We start from the raw sequence: 20,953 nt of genomic DNA, 5'->3' as shown, positions 1-20,953 counted from the left end.
CCCGGCGGCCCTGGGGGGGGGGCCGCGGGTGCTGGCCCCCCCCCCCCAGCGGGTTGTATTTGTGGGGGGGGAAAAACGGCGGGGGGGGGGGGGGGGGGGGGGCGCCCCCGCCCCCACCCACACCCCAGAGCTTGAGCTGCGTGTTCCACACCGCGACATTCGACTGTCCCTGAATCGTCGTGCCGGTGGGCAAGCTGTTGAACGTCGTGTCGCCGACGCTCGCGTTGTTGATCAACTCTGAGCGGGTCCACGCGTAGCTTTCATAATAGCCGCTGTCAGCGCCGGCCGCTGCGCCGCCGCCGGTGCCGCTGTAGTCGATCTTGATGTTGGCCGTGATCTTATCAGTGATGTTGGCAGCCAGGATCGCAACTGCTTGCTGCAGGCCATTCTTGAAACTGGCCGGCGCCGCCTGCGCCGCCGCATCGAGGATCAGGTTGATGGTGATGCCGCCCGCGGTGACCGACATGACTGAGCCGGATGTCGCGCCGCCCGATGTCGAGCCTCCTGCACCGGCGGGGATGTAGCTCCCCTGAATACTGTTGCCGACGACTGTGTAAAAGGAGTCGTCGGAAAGCAGGTCGTCCTGGGTAGATGTCCTTGTCATAGTCCCATCTCGACTACAGGTGGTGCCACGCGGAGCCGGCGCGAAAGTCTCGCCAAGAACGAATCCGCGCGCTTGCCCAGGCGATATCATGCCTGGAGCCTAAAGATTTGACGCGCCAGTATTAAATTGCAGTTTCCATGGAACCAACAAATGCAACAGACTGCGAAAAGCATTTATCCATCCGGGACTGCGCGCCAATCCGGGCGATTACCGGGAGCTTGCGGGTTCCGGGCCGAAACTCGTCATCCTGCCGCCTCGCCAACCATCGACCGGGCTGACGGCCATTGAACTTCTGTTCGATTTGCCCGATCAGAAGATGTTGCCCGCCCTCCCGGAGCCTTCCGAAATGCCAGCCCCCCACGCGTCCCAAGCCCTGTCGCGCTTCACCGTTCTCGATCTGACCCGGGTCCGCTCCGGGCCCACTTGCGTGCGACAGCTCGCAGACTGGGGCGCCAACGTGATCAAGGTCGACGCGTTGACCGAGGATGCCGGCGGTGAGCAGCCGGGCGGGCCGCGGCGGGGCTCCGACTTCCAGAATTTGCATCGCAACAAGCGGGCGATGACGCTGAACCTAAAGGACGAGCGCGGGCTCGCCGTGTTCAAGCACCTCGCTGCCAAGGCCGACGTTGTGGTGGAGAATTTCCGCCCCGACGTGAAGAAGAAGCTCGGTATCGATTATGAGGGCCTCGCCAGGATCAATCCGCGCCTCGTCTACGGCAGCATCTCCGGCTTCGGCCAGGACGGGCCCTACCACAAGCGTCCGGGCTTCGATCAGATCGCGCAAGGCATGGGCGGGCTGATGTCGATCACCGGCGCGCCGGGCGAAGGCCCGATGCGGGTCGGCATTCCGGTCGCCGACCTCACCGCCGGCCTGTTCTGTGCCATGGGCATCCTCACCGCACTGCTGGAACGCGAGGTCTCGGGCAAGGGCCAGTGGGTGCAGACCTCGCTGCTGCAGGCCCAGATCTTCATGCTCGACTTCCAGGCCGCACGCTGGCTGATGGAAAAGGAAGTGGCCAAGCAAGCCGGCAACAACCACCCGACCAGCATTCCGACCGGCGTGTTCAAGACCTCGGACGGCTACATCAACATCGCCACCACGGGCGGCCGGATCTGGGAGCGCTGTGCGCAGGCGATCGGCGCGCCGGAACTCTACAGCCATCCCGACTATCTGACCGCGCCGGCCCGCTCCAAGAACCGCGACGCGCTCAATGCCGAGATCGAGAAGCGTACCGTGACGAAGTCCACTGAGACCTGGGTTCGTGAACTCAACGAGGCCGGCGTGCCCTGCGGCCCGATCTACGCCATCGACCAGATGTTCGAAGACGAGCAGGTCAAGCATCTCGGCATCGCGCAGGAGGTGCCCAACGACGAGGGGCGCGAGATTCGCCTGGTCGGCCAGCCGGTGACGCTGTCGCGCACGCCGAGCAGGATGGTGGCGCGGCCGCCGGAATTCGGCGAGCAGACCGACGAGGTGCTGAAGGAGTTCGGCTTCGGCGCGGACGAGATTGCCAAGCTCAGGGACGCCAAAGTGGTGTGAGTGCCTCCTTAGAGGTTGCAAACGAATAAGCCCGGCGCTCGCCGGGCTTATTGTTCGCGGTACAATGAACAGGCAACGCGGGGCGAATAATCAGCGCAGAAACGACAAAGCCCGGCTCAAGCCGGGCTTTGTTTCTTGCTGACGCCTTTGTTGTTCTTAGTACCTGGCGACCACCGGGCCACCGAACTGATAGTTGATGCCGGCGCGCAGGATGTGGTCGGTGAAGCGAGACCAGACGTTGGCACTGACCGTGGAGAGCGGCGCCAGGCGTGAATGGACCGGACGAGAAGCTGCCTAGATCAATGTAGAGATATTCGAGCTTGGCGCTCCCGTTCTGGGTGATCTTGCCCTCGACGCCCACGCCGGCAGTCCAGCCGGCGCGCGTCGTCGAATTCGAGCCGACCGAGGCGATCGCGACTCCCGCGGGCGTGAAGCCGGTCATGGTGCCCGTGGTCTTGATTTCGCTGAAGGCCAGGCCGCCGGTGCCGTAGAACAGCACCTTCCGGGTCGCCAGGATGCCGATCCGGCCGCACCGTGCCAAACCACTGCAGCTTCTGGTGGATCGCCAGCGTCGTGCCGGCGAGCCCGCCGGCGGGAAGGAAGGTCAATGCGGGAAGACAGGCACCCACCGGCCGGCGCGACGCCGACGCAGCTGAAGAGGGCACTGCCCTTCTCACCCGACCAATTCAGGTCGCCCTTGATGCCGAAGACCCAGTTTGTGCTCTGCCAGTTGTAGCCGGCCTGGCCGCCCGCGACGCCGCCGTTTATGTCAAACGAAGCATTGGTGATGGAGCCGGCGGGCGGCGCGATCACCGCGCCGGCCGCGGTGTTGGTGTAGGTGACGTCCGTGCGCGAGCGGCCAGAGCTATAGCCGCCATTGGCGCCCACACAGAAACCGGTCCAGCTCCAGACCGGATCGACCATGACCGGCGCCTTGACCTAGGGCCTTGCGGCCAGATCGGCCCCCAGTGCGCCCGTCGCGAACAGCGACATCGCCGCCGCCATTCCACTCACAATCCGTTTCACGGCAATCCTCCGCACAAGTTTGTGATGAAAAACATACGCCAAGGATCACCCAAGCGCTGTGCCGCGCTAGCCACAACCAGCAACAATCCGAGCGCGTAGCGCCTAAGATTAGGACGACATCTCCCTAAGCATTCGAATCCAGAGGAGATTACGCTTAGCGCGGGGCCGGCTTGGACCGCTGCGTCAATCCGACACGGGCAAGCAAACCGTCGATCACCGGCCAAAACAGCAGCACGATCGCCAAGGTCGTGATCGAGCCGACCAGGCCGTTCGACCAGAACACCTTAAGGTCGCCGCCGGCACCGATCATCGACAGACGGAAGGCATCCTCGGCGCGGTTGCCGAGCACGAGCGCCAGCGTGAACGGCGCGAGCGGAATGCCGATTTTCTTGAAGACGTAGCCGACCACGCCGAAGCCGAGCATCAGCCAGATGTCGAACATCGCGTTCTGGATCGCATAGGCGCCGATCGCGCAGGACACCACGATCATCGGCGCCACCGCGGCGAACGGCACGCGCAGGATCGAGGCGAAGATCGGCACCGTCGTCAGCACCAGCATGAGGCCAACGACATTGCCGAGATACATCGAGGCGATCAGGCCCCAGACGAAATCCTTGTGCTCGACGAACAGCAGCGGTCCGGGATTGAGCCCCCACACCATCAACCCGCCGAGCAGGATGGCAGCGGTGCCGGAGCCGGGAATGCCGAGCGCCAGCATCGGCAGCAGCGCCGCGGTGCCGGAGGCATGCGCCGCCGTCTCCGGCGCGAACACGCCCTCGATGCGGCCCTTGCCGAAGCTCTCGGGGTCCTTGGAGAAACGCTTGGCGAGATTGTAGCCCATGAAAGAGGCCGCGATTGCGCCGCCCGGGGTAATGCCGAGCCAGCAGCCGATGAAGGAGGAGCGCAGCAGCGTCACCCAGTATTTCGGCAGGTCCTTCCACACAGCAAGCACGACGCGCAACGAAATGCTCGCCGCGTGTCCGCGCAACGCCAGCCGCTCCTCCATCGTCAGCAGGATCTCGCTGATGCCGAACAGGCCGATGACGGCGACGAGGAAGTTGATGCCGCGGAGCAGCTCGGACGAGCCGAAGGTCATGCGCAGATTGCCAGACACCGTGTCCATGCCGATGCCGGCGAGCAACAGCCCCAGCGACATCGAGATGACGGTCTTGTGCTTGGCCTCGCGCCCGAGACCAACGAAGGAGCAGAAGGTCAAAAGATACACCGCGAAGAACTCCGGCGGACCGAACTTCAGCGCAAAGGACGAGATCATCGGGGCGAGGAAGGTGATCAGGAGCACCGCGACCAGCGAGCCGATGAAAGAGGACGTGAACGCCGCCGTCAGCGCCTCCGCCGCCCTGCCCTGCTGCGCCATTGGATAGCCGTCGAAGGTGGTCGCGACCGACCAGGCTTCGCCCGGGATGTTGAACAGGATCGAGGTGATCGCGCCGCCGAACAGCGCGCCCCAGTAGATGCAGGACAGCATCACGATCGCCGAGGTCGGATCCATCGTGAAGGTGAGCGGCAACAGGATCGCGACGCCGTTGGGTCCGCCGAGTCCGGGCAAGACGCCGACGAAGATGCCGAGCACCAGCCCGACCATCATCAGCACGAGCGTCTTCCACGTCAGCAGGACGGCGAAGCCGTGAAGCAAGAGGCCAAGAGCTTCCATCGCGGGTCCGCCTTAGTGGCCGAAGGCCGCTTCGAGCGGCCCTTTCGGCATGATGACGTCGAAGGCGATGTCGAAGGTAACGAACATGATCGCCGTGAATACAGCAGCGGTGAGCAGCGACTTCCACAGCGCAATCTTGCCGACGAGGCGCATGAAGCTGGCGATCAGGAGGAAGCTCGCGACATAGAGGCCGAGAAACTGCGTCGCCAGGCAGAACAGCAGCGTCGGCCCGAACACGGCCATCACGCGGCGGGCTTGCGCGCGCGTAACGAAGGTTTCGGGTGCCGCGCGGTGCGCGACCAGCGCCACGATCAGGCCGTAGAGGCTGGCACCACCGAGAATGACGGAGAGGTAGAACGGGAAATAGCCGGGCTCCGGCCCGGTCGAATCCCAGGAGGCGCCGGTGCGCCAATTGTCGTAGCCGAGCGTCGCGGCCAGCGCGAGCAACAGGAGACAGACGAATATCTCGATCGTGCCGGAGTAGACGACGGAAGGCGAGTCGTCTTCGGGCGCGGTCGGATCGTCGACGACGATTTCAAGATCGATTTGGGGCATGAGCCGTTTGGGACGGAGTAAGTTCAATTCCCCCTCTCCCCGCTTGCGGAGAGAGGGGGGGGCGGGAAGTCTCAACGGGGACGGCGAAAGTTGGACTAGCGGAGAGAGCCCTCACCCCAACCTCCCATCGCGAGCAAAGCTCGTCGCGTCTCCGAAAGAACGGGGCGAGGGAGAAGAGACGGCTACTTCGCGACGAATCCGGCTTCCGTCATCAGCGACTTGTTGACTGCATCGTCCTCCTCGAGGAATTGCACCATGTCCTTGCCGGTGAGGAAGATCGGCTTCAGCGCCTGCTTTTCCATGTAGTCCTTGTATTCCGCGGTCTGCGTCACCTTGTGGAACAGCTCGACGTAGAACGCCTGCTGTTCCGCGGTGACCTTGCCGGGCAGGAACATCGCGCGCAGCATCAGATACTGCACATCGACGCCCTCCTCCTTGCAGGTCGGGATGTCGGCCCAGGACTGCGTCTCCGTCACCTTGCTGGTGTAGGAGATTCGCTCCTTGTCGAACACGCAGAGCGGACGCACCTGGCCCGCGCGCCAGACCTCGAGATTTTCGGATGGATTGTTGACGTTGGATTCGGTGTGGTTGCCGACGAGCTGGGTCGCGGCCTCGCCGCCGGACTTGTAGGGCAGATAGGAGAATTTCGCGCCGGTCTTCTGCTCGAGGAACACGGTCAGCACGTGATCCTCGCGCTTGGAGCCGGTGCCGCCCATCTTGAACGGCGCGCTCGCCGCCTTTGCGGCTGCGACGAATTCCTTCACCGTCTTGGGACCCGCGCTGTTGTCCCACAGCACGAACTGGTCGAGCGCTATCACCGAAACCGGGGTCAGCTCACGCCAGTTGAACGGGATCTTCGCCGACAGCGGCAGCATGTAGATCAGCGAATAGGCGATCAGCACCTTGTTCGGGTCGCCCTCGCTGGATTTCATGTACATCAGCGCTTCGGCGCCGGAAGCCCCGCCCTTGAGCGAGACCACAATCGGCTGCTTCATCAGATTGTTCTTCTGGATGGCGGCCTGCATCATCCGCGCCATCTGGTCGGAGGCGCCGCCCGCGCCCGCCGCGACCACGATCTCGACCGGTTTGGCCGGCTCCCAGCCGGCAAAGGCTGGCGTACAGCAAAGCGCGGCCCCCAGAGTAATCGCGGCCTTGATTCCATGTCCCACGCGCATCTTCCCCAAATCTTGCCATCTTCTTGTTCGAATAGGCATTCGTGAAGTAAAGGCGGATTGCATTGTGCGGGCGAATGCCGGCCAGTTCAAGCCGCCGGGCGCCGCGCCGCTTATGACTTTGGAATGAGATTGATCGCAAGCGCAAAGGCGCCCGCGCTTTTTTGCAGGCCGGCTGCATCATCGTTGCCCTGAGTCTCTCCAATCGTTTGCTTGGCGGGATTGTTCCTGCCAGGATGGCACGACCTCACCTACGTGGACATGGTGCGCCGACTTGAGGCGGTGATCAGCGACGGGCAGCTGGTCGATACTACTCACAGCGGATTCTGCCGTCTGTCATTGTGAGGGCAACGCTTGCAGTCTTGCGTACCGATCTTTCCGACCGAAACATCACTCGTGTTTGAGGTGCTCAATTCGCTTGCTCAAGCTCAACATCGCTCCATGGGATGGCAATGACTATGCCGGGCTGACGAAACTTCCGGAGCAGATGTTTTTCTTTTACTAGAGAGAGACCTTGGATGAGCCAGCCTTCGTACCTCATCAAAGTTCCCATGGTTATCCTTGCTGCGTTCCTGCTATGATCTCAAATGCGCGCGAGTCGAACAATACACCCGTGCAACATAGGTAGATCGGTGTCACGAGGAGCTTCGGAGCTGTCGGTCTCAGTGATGCGTTATGTTCCTGTACTCTGTTTGCTCCTGTCGGCCTGCTCTTCAATTTGGCCGGACACATCCCTGCCTACACCATCCCCCGTTCGATCAGAGGGACCGCCCACTCAGGATGCTATTCAAAAAGGCGTTCGGAATGTCATGACGGAGGCCAAGCTGACAGCCCCGGTCGAGATCTCTTCGTTGCGACGGGCCGAACATGGTCCGGGCGGATATTTAGTTTGTCTGAGGGAAGTCAGGTCTCGCCAGCCCAGCCTCACCTATTCCGTGTTCTTCGACGACACTTACAAGGATTTCAGACAATCAGTGATTATGGAACATTGTGAACAGCAGCAATACTCTCCGGTAAATTGAACGCAGCCTGATGGCATGCTGGTGCTCGCCGCCAGCCATGACTGCTGCGATGGACCAGCTACGCGCCTTCGCTCGTGCTTCAATCGGAGCTGGCTTCGGCCGGCAACTACTTGCCCTTCCGGTTCGGCGTGCGCCTGTTGAGGAAGGCGTCCATTCCCTCGCGGAAATCTTCGTTCATACAGGCCTTGAGGATCAGGTCCTCGCCTTCCTCGCGCGACCGTCTGCGGCGGATATGGCGCACCGCTGATCCTGTCGTTTCCACCGTGAGCGCGTGGCGAGCGACATGGATATGTTGCCTAATGGCCACGATGGCTGAAAATGCAAAGCGGAACGGGCCCGAACCCGGCGCAAATGGATGGGCATTCATTGCAGGCCGTTGCGGCGCCATGAGATCATGTCAGAGGTGCCGGGCATCCGTACGGGTCACGGTTGCGTGCTCGCGATGATTTCATTTTTGATTGAGAAGATTGGATGGCCGGACCGATGGCAAGTGGGCGGATCGGATACGGGCTGCGATCCGTCGTGCGCCACTCCTTGGCGACCCTGCTGACGACCACTGCACTCGGCGCCGTCGGCGCACGAGCCGTCGACGGCACCTGGGCCGGCGGCAGCAGCGACTGGACGAATGGCACAAACTGGTCGACCAACCCGGTCGTGCCGGACGGAACCGCAACGTTCACCAACACTGGAAGCACGGCCGTCGACAACAACAACGGCGTCGTCGTCATTGGCACGGTCCAGTTCACGAGCGTCGCGCAGGCCTACTCCATCACGATCGGCAAGCCGCTCACCGTCAACGCGGCAGGCATTGTCAACAATTCCGGGGCGACGCAGAATTTCGAAGTCACCTCCGGCAACAATCTGGTGTTCCAGAACAGCAGCACCGCGCGCGGCGGTATCGGGGCCGGAGCCGTCATCATCACGAACGACGCTGGCGGCCAGATCGATTTCTTCACCAGCGCTTCCGCTGGCGGCGCCACGATCAACGACCTCGCTTCGGCGACGCTGAGCTTCCACAACACCACCACGGCCGCCAATTCGACCATCACCAACGACGGAACGGTGAACTTCGACGGCTCCAGCACGGGCGGCAGCGCCCGTTTCGTTAACAATGCCGGAGGCACGGTCGACATTTCCGGGCTGACCAGCACCGGCATGACCGCGGGCTCGATCGAAGGCGCCGGCAATTACGTGCTCGGCGCCAAGACCCTCACCACAGGCAGCCTCAACACCTCGACCCAGGTCGACGGCGTGATCTCCGGCAACGGCGGCGGACTGACCAAGGTCGGCACCGGCACGCTGACGCTGACCGGCCTCAACAGCTACACCGGCGCGACGACGATCTCGGCGGGAACGCTTGCGATCTCCGGCTTCGGCAGCATCGCGAGCTCCAGCGTCGTCACGGTGAATGCGACGCTCGATATCTCGGCGATTACCCCGTCATCCGCCGCGATCACGACGCTCGCCGGCAGCTCGAGCGGCGTCCTCAACATGGGCGGCAAGGGGCTGTTCATCACTAACGGCTCGACCGAGTTCGCGGGTGCGATTCAGGGCACCGGTGGATTTGAAGTCGGCGGTGGAACGCAGACCCTCTCCGGTGTGAACACTTACTCCAATACGACGCAGATCGATGCCGGCGCGACGTTAGCGCTGAAAGGCAGCGGATCGATTGCGAACTCGGCGAGCGTCACGTTTACGCCCGGCGCAGGCGGCACGTTCGACATCTCGCAAACAACCTCCGGCACGTCGCTGAACGCTCTGTTCTCGTTGACCGCTGGCGGCATCGTCGCACTTGGATCGAAGACACTGACGATCACCAGTGGCAGCTTCTTCGGCGGCGTCATTCAGGACGGCGGCATTGCGGGCGGCACCGGTGGCAACGTCGTGATCGCCAGCGGCGCCACCCAGCAGCTCTACGGCACTAACGCCTATACCGGCACCACGACCATCGCGAGCGGGGGCGAGCTCGATCTCATCAATTTCGGCGGCAGCGACGGCAGCATCGCGACCTCGCGCAATGTCATCGCCAACGGCTTCTTCGACATCTCGGCCCTGAGCGCCGGCACCTCGATCAAGTCGCTGGCGGGCTCCGGTAACGTCAACATCGGGGCCAACACGCTGACGATCAGCAACGGCATCGGCAATTTCGCGGGCGTGATCGATGATGGCGGCGCGGGCGGCGGGCTGACGATCGCCGGCGGGAAGCAGACGCTGTCCGGCGCTAACACCTATACCGGGCCCACAACCGTGAATGGCGGCACGCTGGTCGTCGACGGGTCGATGCTGAGCCCGACCACCGTCAACACGGGCGGCACACTCGCCGGAAGCGGCACGGTCGCTGGCGTTGCGGTCAATGGCGGCACGCTCGCCCCAGGCAGCACAGCGAGCACGTTCGGTCCGCTGACGATCAACGGACCGCTGAGCTTCACGGCCGCCTCGACCTATCTCGTGCAGGTCTCCTCCAGCAATGCCAGCCTCGCCAATGTCAACGGCACGGCCACGCTCGGCAACGCGACGGTGAGCGCGATGTTCGCCTCGGGCAGGATCAAGAAGCAGTACACGATCGTGTCGGCGACCGGCGGTTTTGGCGGCACCACCTTCAACCCAGCCGTCGTCTCCAACATGCCGACGATCAACGCATCGCTGAGCTACGGCATCAACAATGTGTTCCTCAACATCGGGGTCAACTTCGCGCCCAGCGGCGGCGGCCTCACCGTCAACCAGCAAAACGTTGCGAACACGCTGACCAGCTTCTTCAACTCGACCGGCGGCATTCCGGCAGCCTTCGCTGCGCTGACGCCGGCCGGACTGACGACGGCCTCGGGCGAACTCGGCACCGGCATCATCCAGTCCGCGATCAATGCCGACGGGCAGTTCCTCAATTTGATGCTCGACCCCACCGTCATCGGCCGCTCGGGCGGTTTTGCCAAGGCGGGCAGCGTCGCGCAATTCGCCGAGAGCGACGATGCGGCCGCCTATGCGTCCATGCGCCCGGCTAACGCGCGCGAGCGCGAGGCTTATGCGATGGCGACCAAGGCGCCGCTGCTCGCCTCGCGGCCTGCCAGCCGGTGGAGCCTCTGGACTGCCGGCTACGGCGGCTCGGCACAAGTCGGCGGCAATGCGCCGGTCGGCTCCCAAGACCTGACCGCACGGGTCTGGGGCGGCGCGGCCGGAGCCGACTACAGGATCTCGGTGGACACGCTGGTCGGCTTCGCGCTCGGCGGAGGCGGACTGAACTACTCGCTCGCCAATGCTATGGGCTCGGGCTCAGCAGACCTGTTCCAGGCCGGCGTCTACGGCCGGCACAATTTCGGACCGGCCTATATTTCCGCCGCGCTCGCCTATGGCTGGCACGACGTGACGACCAACCGCACCGTGGCCCCCGGCGGCATCGACCAGCTGCAGGGCCGCTTCAAGGCCGACACCTTCTCGGCCCGCTTCGAGGGCGGCTACCGCTTCGCCACGCCGATGATCGGCCTCACCCCCTATGCGGCGGCGCAGGTCACGAATGTCAACCTGCCCAACTACTCCGAAGTCAGCCTCAACGGCGGCGGACTGTTCGCGTTGAATTATGCCTCGCAATCGCTGACCGACACCCGCTCCGAGCTCGGCCTGCGCACCGACAAGTCGTACGCGATGCAGAACGGCGTCCTGACGCTGCGCGGTCGCGCCGCCTGGGCGCACGACTACAATCCGGGCCGCGCCGTCACTGCGCTGTTCCAGACCCTGCCGGGCACCAGCTTCGTCGTGAACGGCGCCCGGGTCGACGCCGACTCCGCACTCGTCAGCGCCAACGCCGAGATGAAATGGCTGAGCGGCTTCTCCATCGCCGGTACCTTCGACGGCGAGTTCTCGGGCAACCTCGCCAGCTATTCCGGCAAGGGCGTGTTCAGGTACGCTTGGTGAGCCGACGTCGTGAGTTGACGAGGCCGCCCTACTTCCGCGCCTGCCATTGGCCGGAGACGCCCAAAATCACCCTGACGCGGCCGCTGGCCGCATGACTCCGCCGTGGTCTGCGGCACCTGGACGTCGAGCTGGTCGACGAACAGGAACGGCATGCCGGCTTCGCATAAAGGGAGAAGCGCGCAATTGCGATTCCGGAACCAGTTGATAGTTGCACGGCGCAATCGGCAGAGGCCGCGCTACTTGCCCGTCCAGTTCGGCGTGCGCTTGTTGAGGAAGGCGTCCATTCCCTCGCGGAAATCTTCGCTCATATAGGCCTTGAGGATCAGATCCTCGCCCTCTTCGCGCGACAGCGTGCGGCGGATGCGACGCACTGCCTCCTTGGTCGCTTCAAGCGTCAGCGGGGCGTGGCTCGCCACGAGCCTGGCGGTCTCGTTGGCGCGGCGCTGCAGCGTCTCGACATCAGGGACGATTTCGTTGAGGAGGCCGAGGGCCAGTGCTTCCGGCGCCTCGACAAGGCGCGCCTTGAAGATCAGATCCTTGGTGCGGGCGGGGCCGACCAGCGAGACGACGCGGCTGATGTTCGACATCGACAGGCAGTTGCCGAGCGTGCGCGCGATCGGAAACCCGATCCGCGTCGTTTCAGTCCCGATGCGGAGGTCGCAACAAGCCGCAATTCCGGCGCCGCCACCGGTGCAGGCCCCCGCGATCGCCGCGATCACGGGCACGCGGCACTGCTCCAGCGTGCCGAGCACGCGGTCGATGCGGGCCTCGTAGTCGAGCGCATCCTGCGCGGTTTTGAACGCACGGAATTGAGAAATGTCGGTGCCGGAGGCAAACGCCTTGTCGCCGGCGCCGGTCAGGATCAGCGCCTTGATCGAGCTGTCGGCGTTGATCTCCTGGCAGATCTCCGCCATGCGCTCGTACATGGCGAAGGTCAGTGCGTTGCGCGCCTGCGGGCGGTTGAAGGTGATCCGCGCGATGCCGTCCGTGACGGAGTAGAGCAGGTCTTCGTTGGTGGTCGTCGGTGCGTTCATCGCGCGCTCTCTTTTCTCTAGGTTAGTTCAGGCCACCTGAGCCTTGGTCATCGGCACCGCGTCGCGTCCCTTCAGGACGTCCATGGCCGCCAACACGCCGCCGCTCCGGTGCGGGATCTTGGCAAGATCGAGGCCCATCTCGACGCCGGCGAGCGTGCCCATCAGCATGAGATCGTTGAAATGACCGATATGGCCGATGCGGAACACCTTGCCTTTGACCTTGTTCAGGCCGGTGCCGAGCGACATGTCGAAGTTTTCCAGCACCACCTTACGGAAGGCATCGGCGTCATGGCCATCAGGCACGCGCACGCCGGTCAGCGCCGGCGAATGCGCGGCAGGATCGGCGCATTGCGTCTCCAGGCCCCAGACCTTGATCGCGGCACGCGTCGCCGCGCTGTGGCGCTTGTGGCGGGTCCAGACGTTCTCGAGCCCCTCTTCTTCCAGCATCTTGACCGCTTCGCGCAGGCCGTAGAGCAGATTGGTCGCGGGCGTATAGGGGAAGGTGCCGAGCTTGTTGAAGGAGATGACCTCCTGCCAATCCCAATAGGAGCGCATGCCGGGGTTGGCCTTGGCCACCGCGAGCGCCTTCTCCGAGACGGCATTGAAGCCGAGGCCCGGCGGCAACATCAGGCCCTTCTGCGAGCCGGCGACCGAGACGTCGATGCCCCAGGCATCGTGCTCGTACTCCATCGAGCCGAGCCCGGAGATGGTATCGACCATCAGCAGCGCGGGATGTTTGATCCGGTCGAGCAGCTTGCGCACCTCCAGCGGCGGCGTCACGCAGCCGGTCGAGGTCTCGTTGTGGACGACGCAGACCGCCTTGATGGTGTGCGGCTTGTCGCTGGCCAAGCGCTTCTCGATCTCGGCGAGGTCGGCGCCATGGCGCCAGTCGCTCGGGATGAAGTCGACATCGAGCTTGAACTTGTCGGCGATGCCGCGCCACAGCACGGCGAACTGGCCGGTCTCGCACATCAGCACCTTGTCACCGGGCGCGAGCACGTTGACCATCGCAGCTTCCCAGGCGCCGGTGCCGGACGAGGGGAAGATGATCACAGGCTGCTTGGTGCGGAACACCCGCTGCATGCCGGCGAGGACGGCGAAACCGAGCTCGGCGAACTCCGGACCGCGATGGTCCAGCGTCGGCATGTCCATCGCGCGCAGCACCCGGTCGGGCACGTTGGTCGGTCCTGGAATCTGTAGGAAATGCCTTCCAGTATGCACGGTCATCGGCGTCCTTCCCGGTCTTGCCTTGATTTTGATGGCCGCCGAATAGCACCATTTGACCGGCTTGTCCCCTCTCCTAAAGGCGCCTCCCATGCATAACCGGCGGGCGACCGCCCCCTACTCCGCGGCCACCACCTTGCCGGACGGCAGGCCCCCCTCGACCTCCGTGAACGGACGCTCCGGATGCATCAGGAAGGCGGAAAAGCCGCCGAGCAGCAACAGGCCCATCGACATCAGGAACGGCAGGTACCAATTGCCGGTCGCGTCGATCACGAAGCCCGCGACCAGCGGAGATACGATGGCGGCGAAGGCCGAGCCGGTGTTCATGAGTCCCGAGGCGGTCCCGGAATGTTTCGGGGCGATGTCCATCGGGATCGACCACATCGGTCCGATCACCAGCTCAGCGCAGAAGAAGCCGGCCGACAGGCACAGCGCGACGATCGTGATGTCGTGGACGAACAGGATCGGAAACAGCGAGAGCAGCGCCCCCGCAAACCCCGCAACGGTGACGCTCAGCCGCGCCAGCCGGACATTGCCGGTGCGGTCGAGGATCTTGTCCGAGAGCACGCCGCCGACGCTGTCGCCGATCACGCCCGCGAAGAACACGCCCGAGGCGAACAGTGCCGAATTCTTGATGTCGAGATTGTAGTTGTTCTTGAAGAACAGCGGCAGCCAGTTGAGATAGAGCCACAGGCACCAGCCGTAGCAGAAATAGGTCAGCGTCACCGGCCACATCCGCCCCAATAGCGGGCCCCAGGGCACGCTCGGCCGCTCGCCGGTTGCGCGCGGCGGCAGTGCGGCGAGCTCGGCCTCCGTGATGGAGGCGTGCTCCTTCGGCTCGTTGCGGAAGTACCAGACCCAGACGACGCCCCAGACGAGACTGACGAAGCCGAGCACGACGAATGCGCCGCGCCACGTCAGCCACAGGATCAGCAGCGCCACCACCGGCGGCGTCACCGCATTGCCGAGCCGGGCGAAGGAATGGGTCAGCCCTTGCGCAAAACCGCGGCGGTTCGCCGGCGTCCAGTATTGCATCGCACGCGTCGCGGTAGGAAAGGTCGCGCCCTCACCGAAGCCGAGCGCAAAACGGGCGATGAACAGCGCGGCGAGGCCATGCACGAAGCCGGTCGAGATGGTCGCCACCGCCCAGATCATGCCGCACCAGAACAGCGTCCTGCGGGGCCCGAAGCGATCGCCGACCCAGCCCCCGATCACCTGGAACAGCAGATAGGGATAGGCGAAGGCGGAGAAGACGAGGCCGAGCTGGGTGTTCGACAGACCGAGCTCCTTCTGGATCTCGCTCGCCGCGGTGCCGATGTTCACCCGGTCGACATAGGTGATGAAGTACATCGCGCAGAGCATCGCCAGCACGACATGCGTGGCCTTGAACCGAATTTTCATCTCCACCCCTCCGTGTTTATCTTTTTTAGTGGTTGTCGCCCGCGTGTCCCCGCGCGGTTTAAGTGCCGACCACTTTCAGATGCGGCGACGCGTTGCCCTGCGGGCGCTGCTCCAGCAGCTTCATCGCAGCGTCGACGCCACCGGAGCGGTGCGGCACGCCCGCGACCGACAAGCCCATCTCCACACCGGTGAGCGCGCCGAGCAGCGTCAGCGCATTGCATTCGCCGAGATGGCCGATGCGGAAGACTTTGCCGGCGACCTTCGACAGGCCCGAGCCGAGCGACATGTTGTAATTGTCCAACACGATCTTGCGGAACTGATCGGCGTCATGCCCCGGCGGCATCAGCACTGCCGTGAGCACCGGCGAAAATTCCGACGGCTCCTGGCAGAGGATCTCGAGGCCCCAATGATTGACGGCGGCCCGGGTCGCAACAGCCAGCCGCTGATGCCGCGCGAAAACGTCGTCGAGCCCTTCTTCGAGCAGCATCGCAATCGCCTCGCGCAGGCCGTAGAGCAGGTTGGTCGCCGGCGTGTAGGGGAAGAAGCCGTTTGCATTGGGCTTAAGCATCTCCTCCCAGTCGAAATAGGAGCGCGGCATCCTGTTGGTCTTCGCCGCAGCGCGCGCCTTCTCAGAGATCGCGTTGAAGCCGAGGCCGGGCGGCAGCATGAAACCCTTCTGCGAGCAGCTGACGCTGACATCGACCTTCCATTCGTCGTGGCGGTAGTCGACCGAGCCGAGCGAGGAGATGGTGTCGACCATCAGCAGCGCCGGATGGCCGGTGCGATCGATCGCGGGGCGAATCTCGGCGATGCGGCTGGTGGCCCCGGTGGAGGTCTCGTTGTGCACGACCATCACGGCCTTGATCGCGCGCGCGGTGTCGTCAGTGAGTCTCGCCTCGATCACGGCCGGATCGGCGCCGCGGCGCCAGTCGCCAGGAACGAAATCGACCTCGATGCCGAACCGTCCCGCCATTTGACGCCAAAGGGTGGCGAAATGGCCGGTCTCGACCATCAGCACCTTGTCGCCCGGCGACAGCGTGTTGACGATCGCGGCCTCCCAGGCGCCGGTCCCCGACGAGGGGAAGATCACCACCGGGCCGGCGGTCTGGAAGATTTTCTGGCTGCCTTCGAGCACGGCGCGGCCAAGCTCGCCGAATTCCGCGCTCCGGTGGTCGATGACAGGCATGTCCATGGCGCGCAGGACGCGCTCGGGGACCGGGCTCGGGCCCGGAATCTGAAGGAAATGGCGTCCCTGATGCATGAAAACCTCCCTGTCGGCGGATTTTGGCTGGCCCTCCTATTTTGCATTCATTTTTTGTACTTTCAACCGATTTTTGGTATTCGATTGTGGACATCGACGCGACCAAACAGGCGAACTACTGTGCTGCAAATGAAATCCACGATTCCCGACACCGGGGTTCCGATTGCCCCGCCCGCCGCAAATGGCGGCGACCGCCAGGAGGCCTCGCTTCACGGCGAGATCCTGCTGCGGCTGCGCGACTACGTGGTCGAGGGCAACATTCCCGACGGCGCGCGCGTTCCCGAACGGCAGCTCTGCGAGATGTTCGGCATCTCCCGCACGCCGCTGCGCGAGGCCTTGAAAGTGCTCGCCGCCGAGGGCCTGATCGAGCTGCTCCCCAACCGCGGCGCACGGGTCCGCCAGCTCAGCCAGCGCGACCTCGAGGAGTTGTTCGACGTGATGGCGGGGCTGGAGAGCCTTGCCGGGCGCCTGGCCTGCGAAGCCATTACGGATGCGGAAATCACCGCGATCGAGCAGCTGCACTACGAGATGTACGGCCACTATCTGCATCGCGACATGCACGGCTATTTCCAGACCAACCAGCGCATCCACGAAAGCATCGTCGCGGCCGCGCGCAACGAGACGCTGAAGACCGCCTACGCCAACTTTGCAGGCCGCATCCGCCGCGTCCGCTACTCCGCCAATTTCGCCCGCAAGCGGCAGCGCTGGGCGGAAGCGATGCGAGAGCACGAAGCCATCCTCGATGCGCTGCGCCGCCGTGCCGCGAGCGAGCTCAGCGACATCCTGTTCCAGCACCTGCGCAACAAGCGGACGGCCGCGCTCGAGCACCTGACCGAGCCCCCAGCGGACGCTCCGGCCTCCCTTTGAGGATAGCCGGCTTGCTCATTTTGAATTCATAATATAATCGATCAGAAATAGGAATGAATACTCCAGCCCGGCCGTGCGCCTCGCTGGATCAGTCCGGGACCAGGGATGACAAACGCCTCCTCGCTCGAACGGCGCCTGCGCGCGGAAATGACCGGCGACGTCCTGTTCGATCGCTTCAGCCGCGGCCGTTACGCCACCGACGCCTCGTTCTATCAGATCGTGCCCGCGGGCGTGGTCGTGCCCAGGACCATGGACGAGGCCTTGCTGGCGCTGGCGATCGCCCGGGACGACGGACGGAAGGTCACCCCGCGCGGCGGTGGCACCTCGCAATGCGGCCAGACCGTCAATGACGGCCTCGTGGTCGATCTTTCGAAGCACCTGAACCGGATCCTGTCGCTCGACGTCGAAGGGCGCGCCTGCGTGGTCGAGCCCGGCATCGTGCTCGATGACCTCAACCGCCAATTGAAGAAACACGGCCTCTGGTTTCCGGTCGATGTCTCGACGGCGTCGCGCGCCACCATCGGCGGCATGGCGGGCAACAATTCCTGCGGCGGCCGCAGCTTGCGCTACGGCACCATGCGCGACAACACGCTGTCGATGGAGGCCGCGCTCGCCGACGGCACGCTGAGCCGCTTCGGCGAGGTGTCGCGCGATCTCTCCGATCTCGACGCGAACGACAGCGCGCGCGACCTGTTCCGCGACATGCTCGATCTCGGCGCCCGCGAGGCCGGGGAGATCGCCGCGCGCTTTCCAAAAGTGCAGCGCCGTGTCGGCGGCTACAATCTCGATGCGCTGGTGCCGCGCAATGCACGCAACAACATGGCGCATCTGCTGGTGGGCTCCGAGGGCACGCTTGCCTTCACCACCAAGGTCGAGCTGAAGCTGTGGCCTGTGATCCGCAACAAGGCGCTCGGCATCTGTCATTTCGGCAGTTTTTACGAGGCGATGAATGCGGCCCAGCATCTGGTCAAGCTCAAGCCGATCGCGGTCGAGCTGGTCGACCGCACCATGCTTGCGCTCGGCCGCGACATCGCGATGTTCCGGCCGATCATCTCCACCGCGATCAAGGGCGATCCGGATGCGGTGCTCGTGGTCGAGTTCGCCGAGGAGGATCAGGCGGACAATTTCGTGCGCCTGAAGCAGCTCGGCGAGCTCATGTGCGATCTCGGCTTCGGCTGGAACAACGACAAGCGCAAATGGGGCGGCGTGGTGGACATCACCGAGCCCGCGCTGCAGAGCGGGATCGCCGATTTCCGCGCTGCCGGTCTCAACGTCATGATGTCGATGAAGCAGGAAGGAAAGCCGGTCTCCTTCGTCGAGGACTGCGCCGTGCCGCTGCCGCATCTGGCCGACTACACCGCGCGGCTGAGCGAGGTGTTCGCCAAGCACGGCACCAGCGGCACGATGTATGCTCACGCCTCCGAAGGCTGCCTGCATGTGCGGCCCGTGCTGAATTTGAAGCTGGAGAAAGACGTCAAGGCGATGCGGGCTATCGCCGAGGAAGCCTTCGAGCTGGTGCGCGAGTACAAGGGCTCGCATTCCGGCGAGCACGGCGACGGCCTGGTGCGCTCCGAATTCCACGCAACGATGTTCGGCGAGCGCCTCGTCGCGGACTTCCGCGAGGTGAAGCAGCGCTTCGATCCCGAGGGCGTGCTCAACCCCGGCAAGATCGTCGACGCACCGAAGATGGACGATCGTTCGCTATTCCGCTTCAAGCCCGAGTATCGCGTCGCTGAGCTCAAGACAAAACTCGACTGGTCGGCTTATCCCGGGGCCGGTGGCGGCTTTCAGGGCGCGGTCGAGATGTGCAACAACAACGGCGCCTGCCGCAAGCTCGAGGGCGGCGTGATGTGCCCGTCCTACCGCGCGACGCGCAACGAGAAGGACGTGACGCGAGGCCGCGCCAACACGCTGCGGCTCGCGATCTCCGGCCAGCTCGGCGCGGGCGCACTTTCCTCCGACGAGATGATGGAGACGCTGAAACTCTGCGTCTCCTGCAAGGCCTGCCGCCACGAATGCCCAACCGGCGTCGACATGGCCAAGATGAAGATCGAGGTTCTGGCCGCGCGCGCGGCCTCGCATGGCCTGACGCTGCGCGATCGCCTCGTCGGCTACCTCCCGCGCTATGCCGGCCTCGCGTCGCGCTTCGCGCCGCTGGCAAATTTGCGCAACCGCAGCCCGCTGCTGCGAAAGCTGTTCGAGCGCTTTGCCGGCATCAGCGCGCGCCGCGCGCTCCCCGCGTTCCGCAGCGACGTGTTCGTGCCGCCGGCCGAAGCGGTCGGGCCGGAAACTGGCCGCGAGGTCGTGCTGTTGGCCGACACCTTCAACCGCATCTATGAGCGCGAAAACCTTGAGGCCGCGTTGCGCGTGCTCGCAGCCGGCGGCTATCGCGTGCATCTGCCGAAACCCGCAAGCGGCCGCCGTCCGCTGTGCTGCGGCCGCACCTTCCTGTCAGCGGGCCTCGTCGACGAAGCCAAATCCGAGCTCGATCGTCTCGTCGCCGCATTCGCGCCCTTTGCCGCGCGCGGCGTGCCGATTGTCGGGCTCGAGCCAAGCTGCCTTTTGACGCTGCGCGACGAACTTGCCTCGCTGCGCAAGGACGACGACGCCCAGGCCGTCGGCGCCCACGCGCTGACCTTCGAGGAATTCCTGGTGCGCGAGGCCGAGGCCGGCCGGCTGCAATTGCCGCTCGGCACCGTTACCGACAAAGCACTGGTGCACGGCCATTGCCATCAGAAATCCTTCGGCGCGTTCAAACCCGTCGAGCAGGTGCTGCGCCTCGTTCCCGGCCTTGAGGTCGAGACCATCGAGTCGAGCTGCTGCGGCATGGCCGGCGCTTTCGGTTATGGCGCGGACACCTACGATGCCTCGATCGAGATGGCCGAGCTCTCGCTGCTACCCGCCGTGCGACGCGCGGACCAGAATACGCTCGTCGTTGCCGACGGCACCTCCTGCCGGCACCAGATCCACGACGGCGCCCAGCGCGAGGCGCTTCACGTCGCACACGTGCTGGCGATGAGCCTCGCTCGTGCCGAAACCCAATCCACAACCCCTCCAAGTGCAAAGGAAACCAATCGTGGCTGACCTCACCCTCGACATCGCCCGCAAGATCCTCGACGCTGCCTTCGCGAAATCCGCGGAGCTGAAGCTGAAGCCGCTGGTCGTCACCATCCTGGACGCCCGCGGGGTGCTCAAGATCGCCGCGGCGCAGGACGGCACCAGCCTGATGCGCGCCGAGATCGCGCACGGCAAGGCCTACGGCGCGCTCGCATTGGGCATGGGCTCACGCGCCCTCTTCCAGCGCGCGCAGGAGCAGGCCTATTTCATCGACGCCGTGAACACCATGGCCAAGGGCGCGCTGGTGCCGGTGCCCGGCGGCGTGCTGATCATGGACGGCACGACGCTGCTCGGCGCCGTCGGCGTCTCCGGCGACACCTCCGACAATGACGAGGCGTGCGCCTTGGCCGGCATCCAGGCCGCGGGGTTGAAGGCCAACGCGGGATAGCGATCGTCCACGCACCAGGAGCCCCACGCTCGCCAAGACCTTTGGGGGCACGCCGGGTAGGAATGCTGGTCGAGGGTTCGTGTTCCTAGACTGTTACGGGCTTAACCCGAGACAGAATATCCCAGCATTTCCAATGCAATGTTGAGAGGGAAACGAAGGCATGT

The 20,953-nt window shown here is 64.4% G+C and carries 14 protein-coding genes and 2 pseudogenes; 5 read left to right on the top strand and 11 right to left on the bottom strand.

What is annotated here, in order from left to right:
* Positions 1-604 (bottom strand): annotated as a pseudogene (locus tag AC0L3C_RS03515) (hypothetical protein); the annotation flags it as partial.
* 346 nt (positions 605-950) lie between these two features.
* On the opposite strand from AC0L3C_RS03515, the gene AC0L3C_RS03510 reads away from it, so the two are divergent.
* Entirely contained in the window at positions 951-2,144 is a 1,194-nt protein-coding gene (locus AC0L3C_RS03510; protein ID WP_473407160.1) for a CaiB/BaiF CoA transferase family protein, read from the top strand.
* Here the strand turns inward: AC0L3C_RS03510 and AC0L3C_RS03505 are convergent.
* The 6 genes and pseudogenes from AC0L3C_RS03505 to AC0L3C_RS03480 all read right to left on the bottom strand — a co-directional run.
* Complete coding sequence (locus tag AC0L3C_RS03505; protein ID WP_473407159.1) at positions 2,122-2,643, bottom strand: outer membrane protein; 522 nt, start codon at positions 2,641-2,643, stop codon at positions 2,122-2,124. The two genes, AC0L3C_RS03510 and AC0L3C_RS03505, sit on opposite strands and share 23 nt — an antisense overlap.
* A complete protein-coding gene (locus AC0L3C_RS03500) occupies positions 2,583-3,068 on the bottom strand; it encodes an outer membrane protein (protein ID WP_473407158.1) in 486 nt (161 codons plus the stop codon). Before AC0L3C_RS03500 ends, AC0L3C_RS03505 begins: the two co-directional genes overlap by 61 nt.
* Positions 3,069-3,324: 256 nt before the next feature.
* Complete coding sequence (locus tag AC0L3C_RS03495) at positions 3,325-4,842, bottom strand: tripartite tricarboxylate transporter permease (RefSeq protein ID WP_473407157.1); 1,518 nt, start codon at positions 4,840-4,842, stop codon at positions 3,325-3,327.
* 12 nt (positions 4,843-4,854) lie between these two features.
* Positions 4,855-5,397, bottom strand: a complete 543-nt coding sequence (locus AC0L3C_RS03490) for a tripartite tricarboxylate transporter TctB family protein (RefSeq protein ID WP_473407156.1) — start codon at positions 5,395-5,397, stop codon at positions 4,855-4,857.
* A 182-nt stretch (positions 5,398-5,579) separates the two neighbouring features.
* On the bottom strand, positions 5,580-6,572 hold the full coding sequence (locus AC0L3C_RS03485; protein ID WP_473407155.1) for a Bug family tripartite tricarboxylate transporter substrate binding protein: 993 nt from the start codon (positions 6,570-6,572) through the stop codon (positions 5,580-5,582).
* A gap of 1,125 nt (positions 6,573-7,697) precedes the next feature.
* Positions 7,698-7,874, bottom strand: a pseudogene (locus AC0L3C_RS03480) (enoyl-CoA hydratase); the annotation flags it as partial.
* Between the two features lie 188 nt (positions 7,875-8,062).
* Between AC0L3C_RS03480 and AC0L3C_RS03475 the strand changes: the two are divergent.
* Complete coding sequence (locus tag AC0L3C_RS03475) at positions 8,063-11,497, top strand: autotransporter outer membrane beta-barrel domain-containing protein (protein ID WP_473407154.1); 3,435 nt, start codon at positions 8,063-8,065, stop codon at positions 11,495-11,497.
* Between the two features lie 236 nt (positions 11,498-11,733).
* On the opposite strand, the gene AC0L3C_RS03470 is transcribed toward AC0L3C_RS03475, so the two are convergent.
* From AC0L3C_RS03470 to AC0L3C_RS03455, 4 genes are all read right to left on the bottom strand, one after another.
* Positions 11,734-12,531: an enoyl-CoA hydratase/isomerase family protein gene (locus AC0L3C_RS03470; RefSeq protein WP_473407153.1), complete on the bottom strand. Its 798-nt coding sequence runs from the start codon at positions 12,529-12,531 to the stop codon at positions 11,734-11,736.
* Positions 12,532-12,558: 27 nt separating this feature from the next.
* Entirely contained in the window at positions 12,559-13,758 is a 1,200-nt protein-coding gene (locus tag AC0L3C_RS03465; protein ID WP_473407152.1) for a pyridoxal-phosphate-dependent aminotransferase family protein, read from the bottom strand.
* A gap of 114 nt (positions 13,759-13,872) precedes the next feature.
* Positions 13,873-15,156 (bottom strand): MFS transporter, encoded by a 1,284-nt coding sequence (locus AC0L3C_RS03460; RefSeq protein ID WP_473407151.1) that lies wholly within the window; start codon positions 15,154-15,156, stop codon positions 13,873-13,875.
* Positions 15,157-15,214: 58 nt separating this feature from the next.
* Entirely contained in the window at positions 15,215-16,417 is a 1,203-nt protein-coding gene (locus tag AC0L3C_RS03455) for a pyridoxal-phosphate-dependent aminotransferase family protein (protein WP_473407150.1), read from the bottom strand.
* 129 nt (positions 16,418-16,546) lie between these two features.
* On the opposite strand from AC0L3C_RS03455, the gene AC0L3C_RS03450 reads away from it, so the two are divergent.
* The 3 genes from AC0L3C_RS03450 to AC0L3C_RS03440 all read left to right on the top strand — a co-directional run bounded on the left by AC0L3C_RS03450 (position 16,547) and on the right by AC0L3C_RS03440 (position 20,789).
* A complete protein-coding gene (locus AC0L3C_RS03450; protein WP_473407149.1) occupies positions 16,547-17,284 on the top strand; it encodes a GntR family transcriptional regulator in 738 nt (245 codons plus the stop codon).
* Positions 17,285-17,389: 105 nt separating this feature from the next.
* Positions 17,390-20,368, top strand: a complete 2,979-nt coding sequence (locus AC0L3C_RS03445) for an FAD-binding and (Fe-S)-binding domain-containing protein (protein WP_473407148.1) — start codon at positions 17,390-17,392, stop codon at positions 20,366-20,368.
* Positions 20,361-20,789 (top strand): GlcG/HbpS family heme-binding protein, encoded by a 429-nt coding sequence (locus AC0L3C_RS03440; protein WP_473407147.1) that lies wholly within the window; start codon positions 20,361-20,363, stop codon positions 20,787-20,789. The genes AC0L3C_RS03445 and AC0L3C_RS03440 overlap by 8 nt, the downstream gene beginning before the upstream one ends.
* The last annotated feature ends 164 nt before the right edge of the window (positions 20,790-20,953 follow it).

Source organism: Bradyrhizobium sp. WSM4872 (assembly GCF_055811715.1).
The sequence above is the reverse complement of the archived record's forward strand: the minus strand, read 5'-3'. Positions and strand labels throughout refer to the sequence as shown.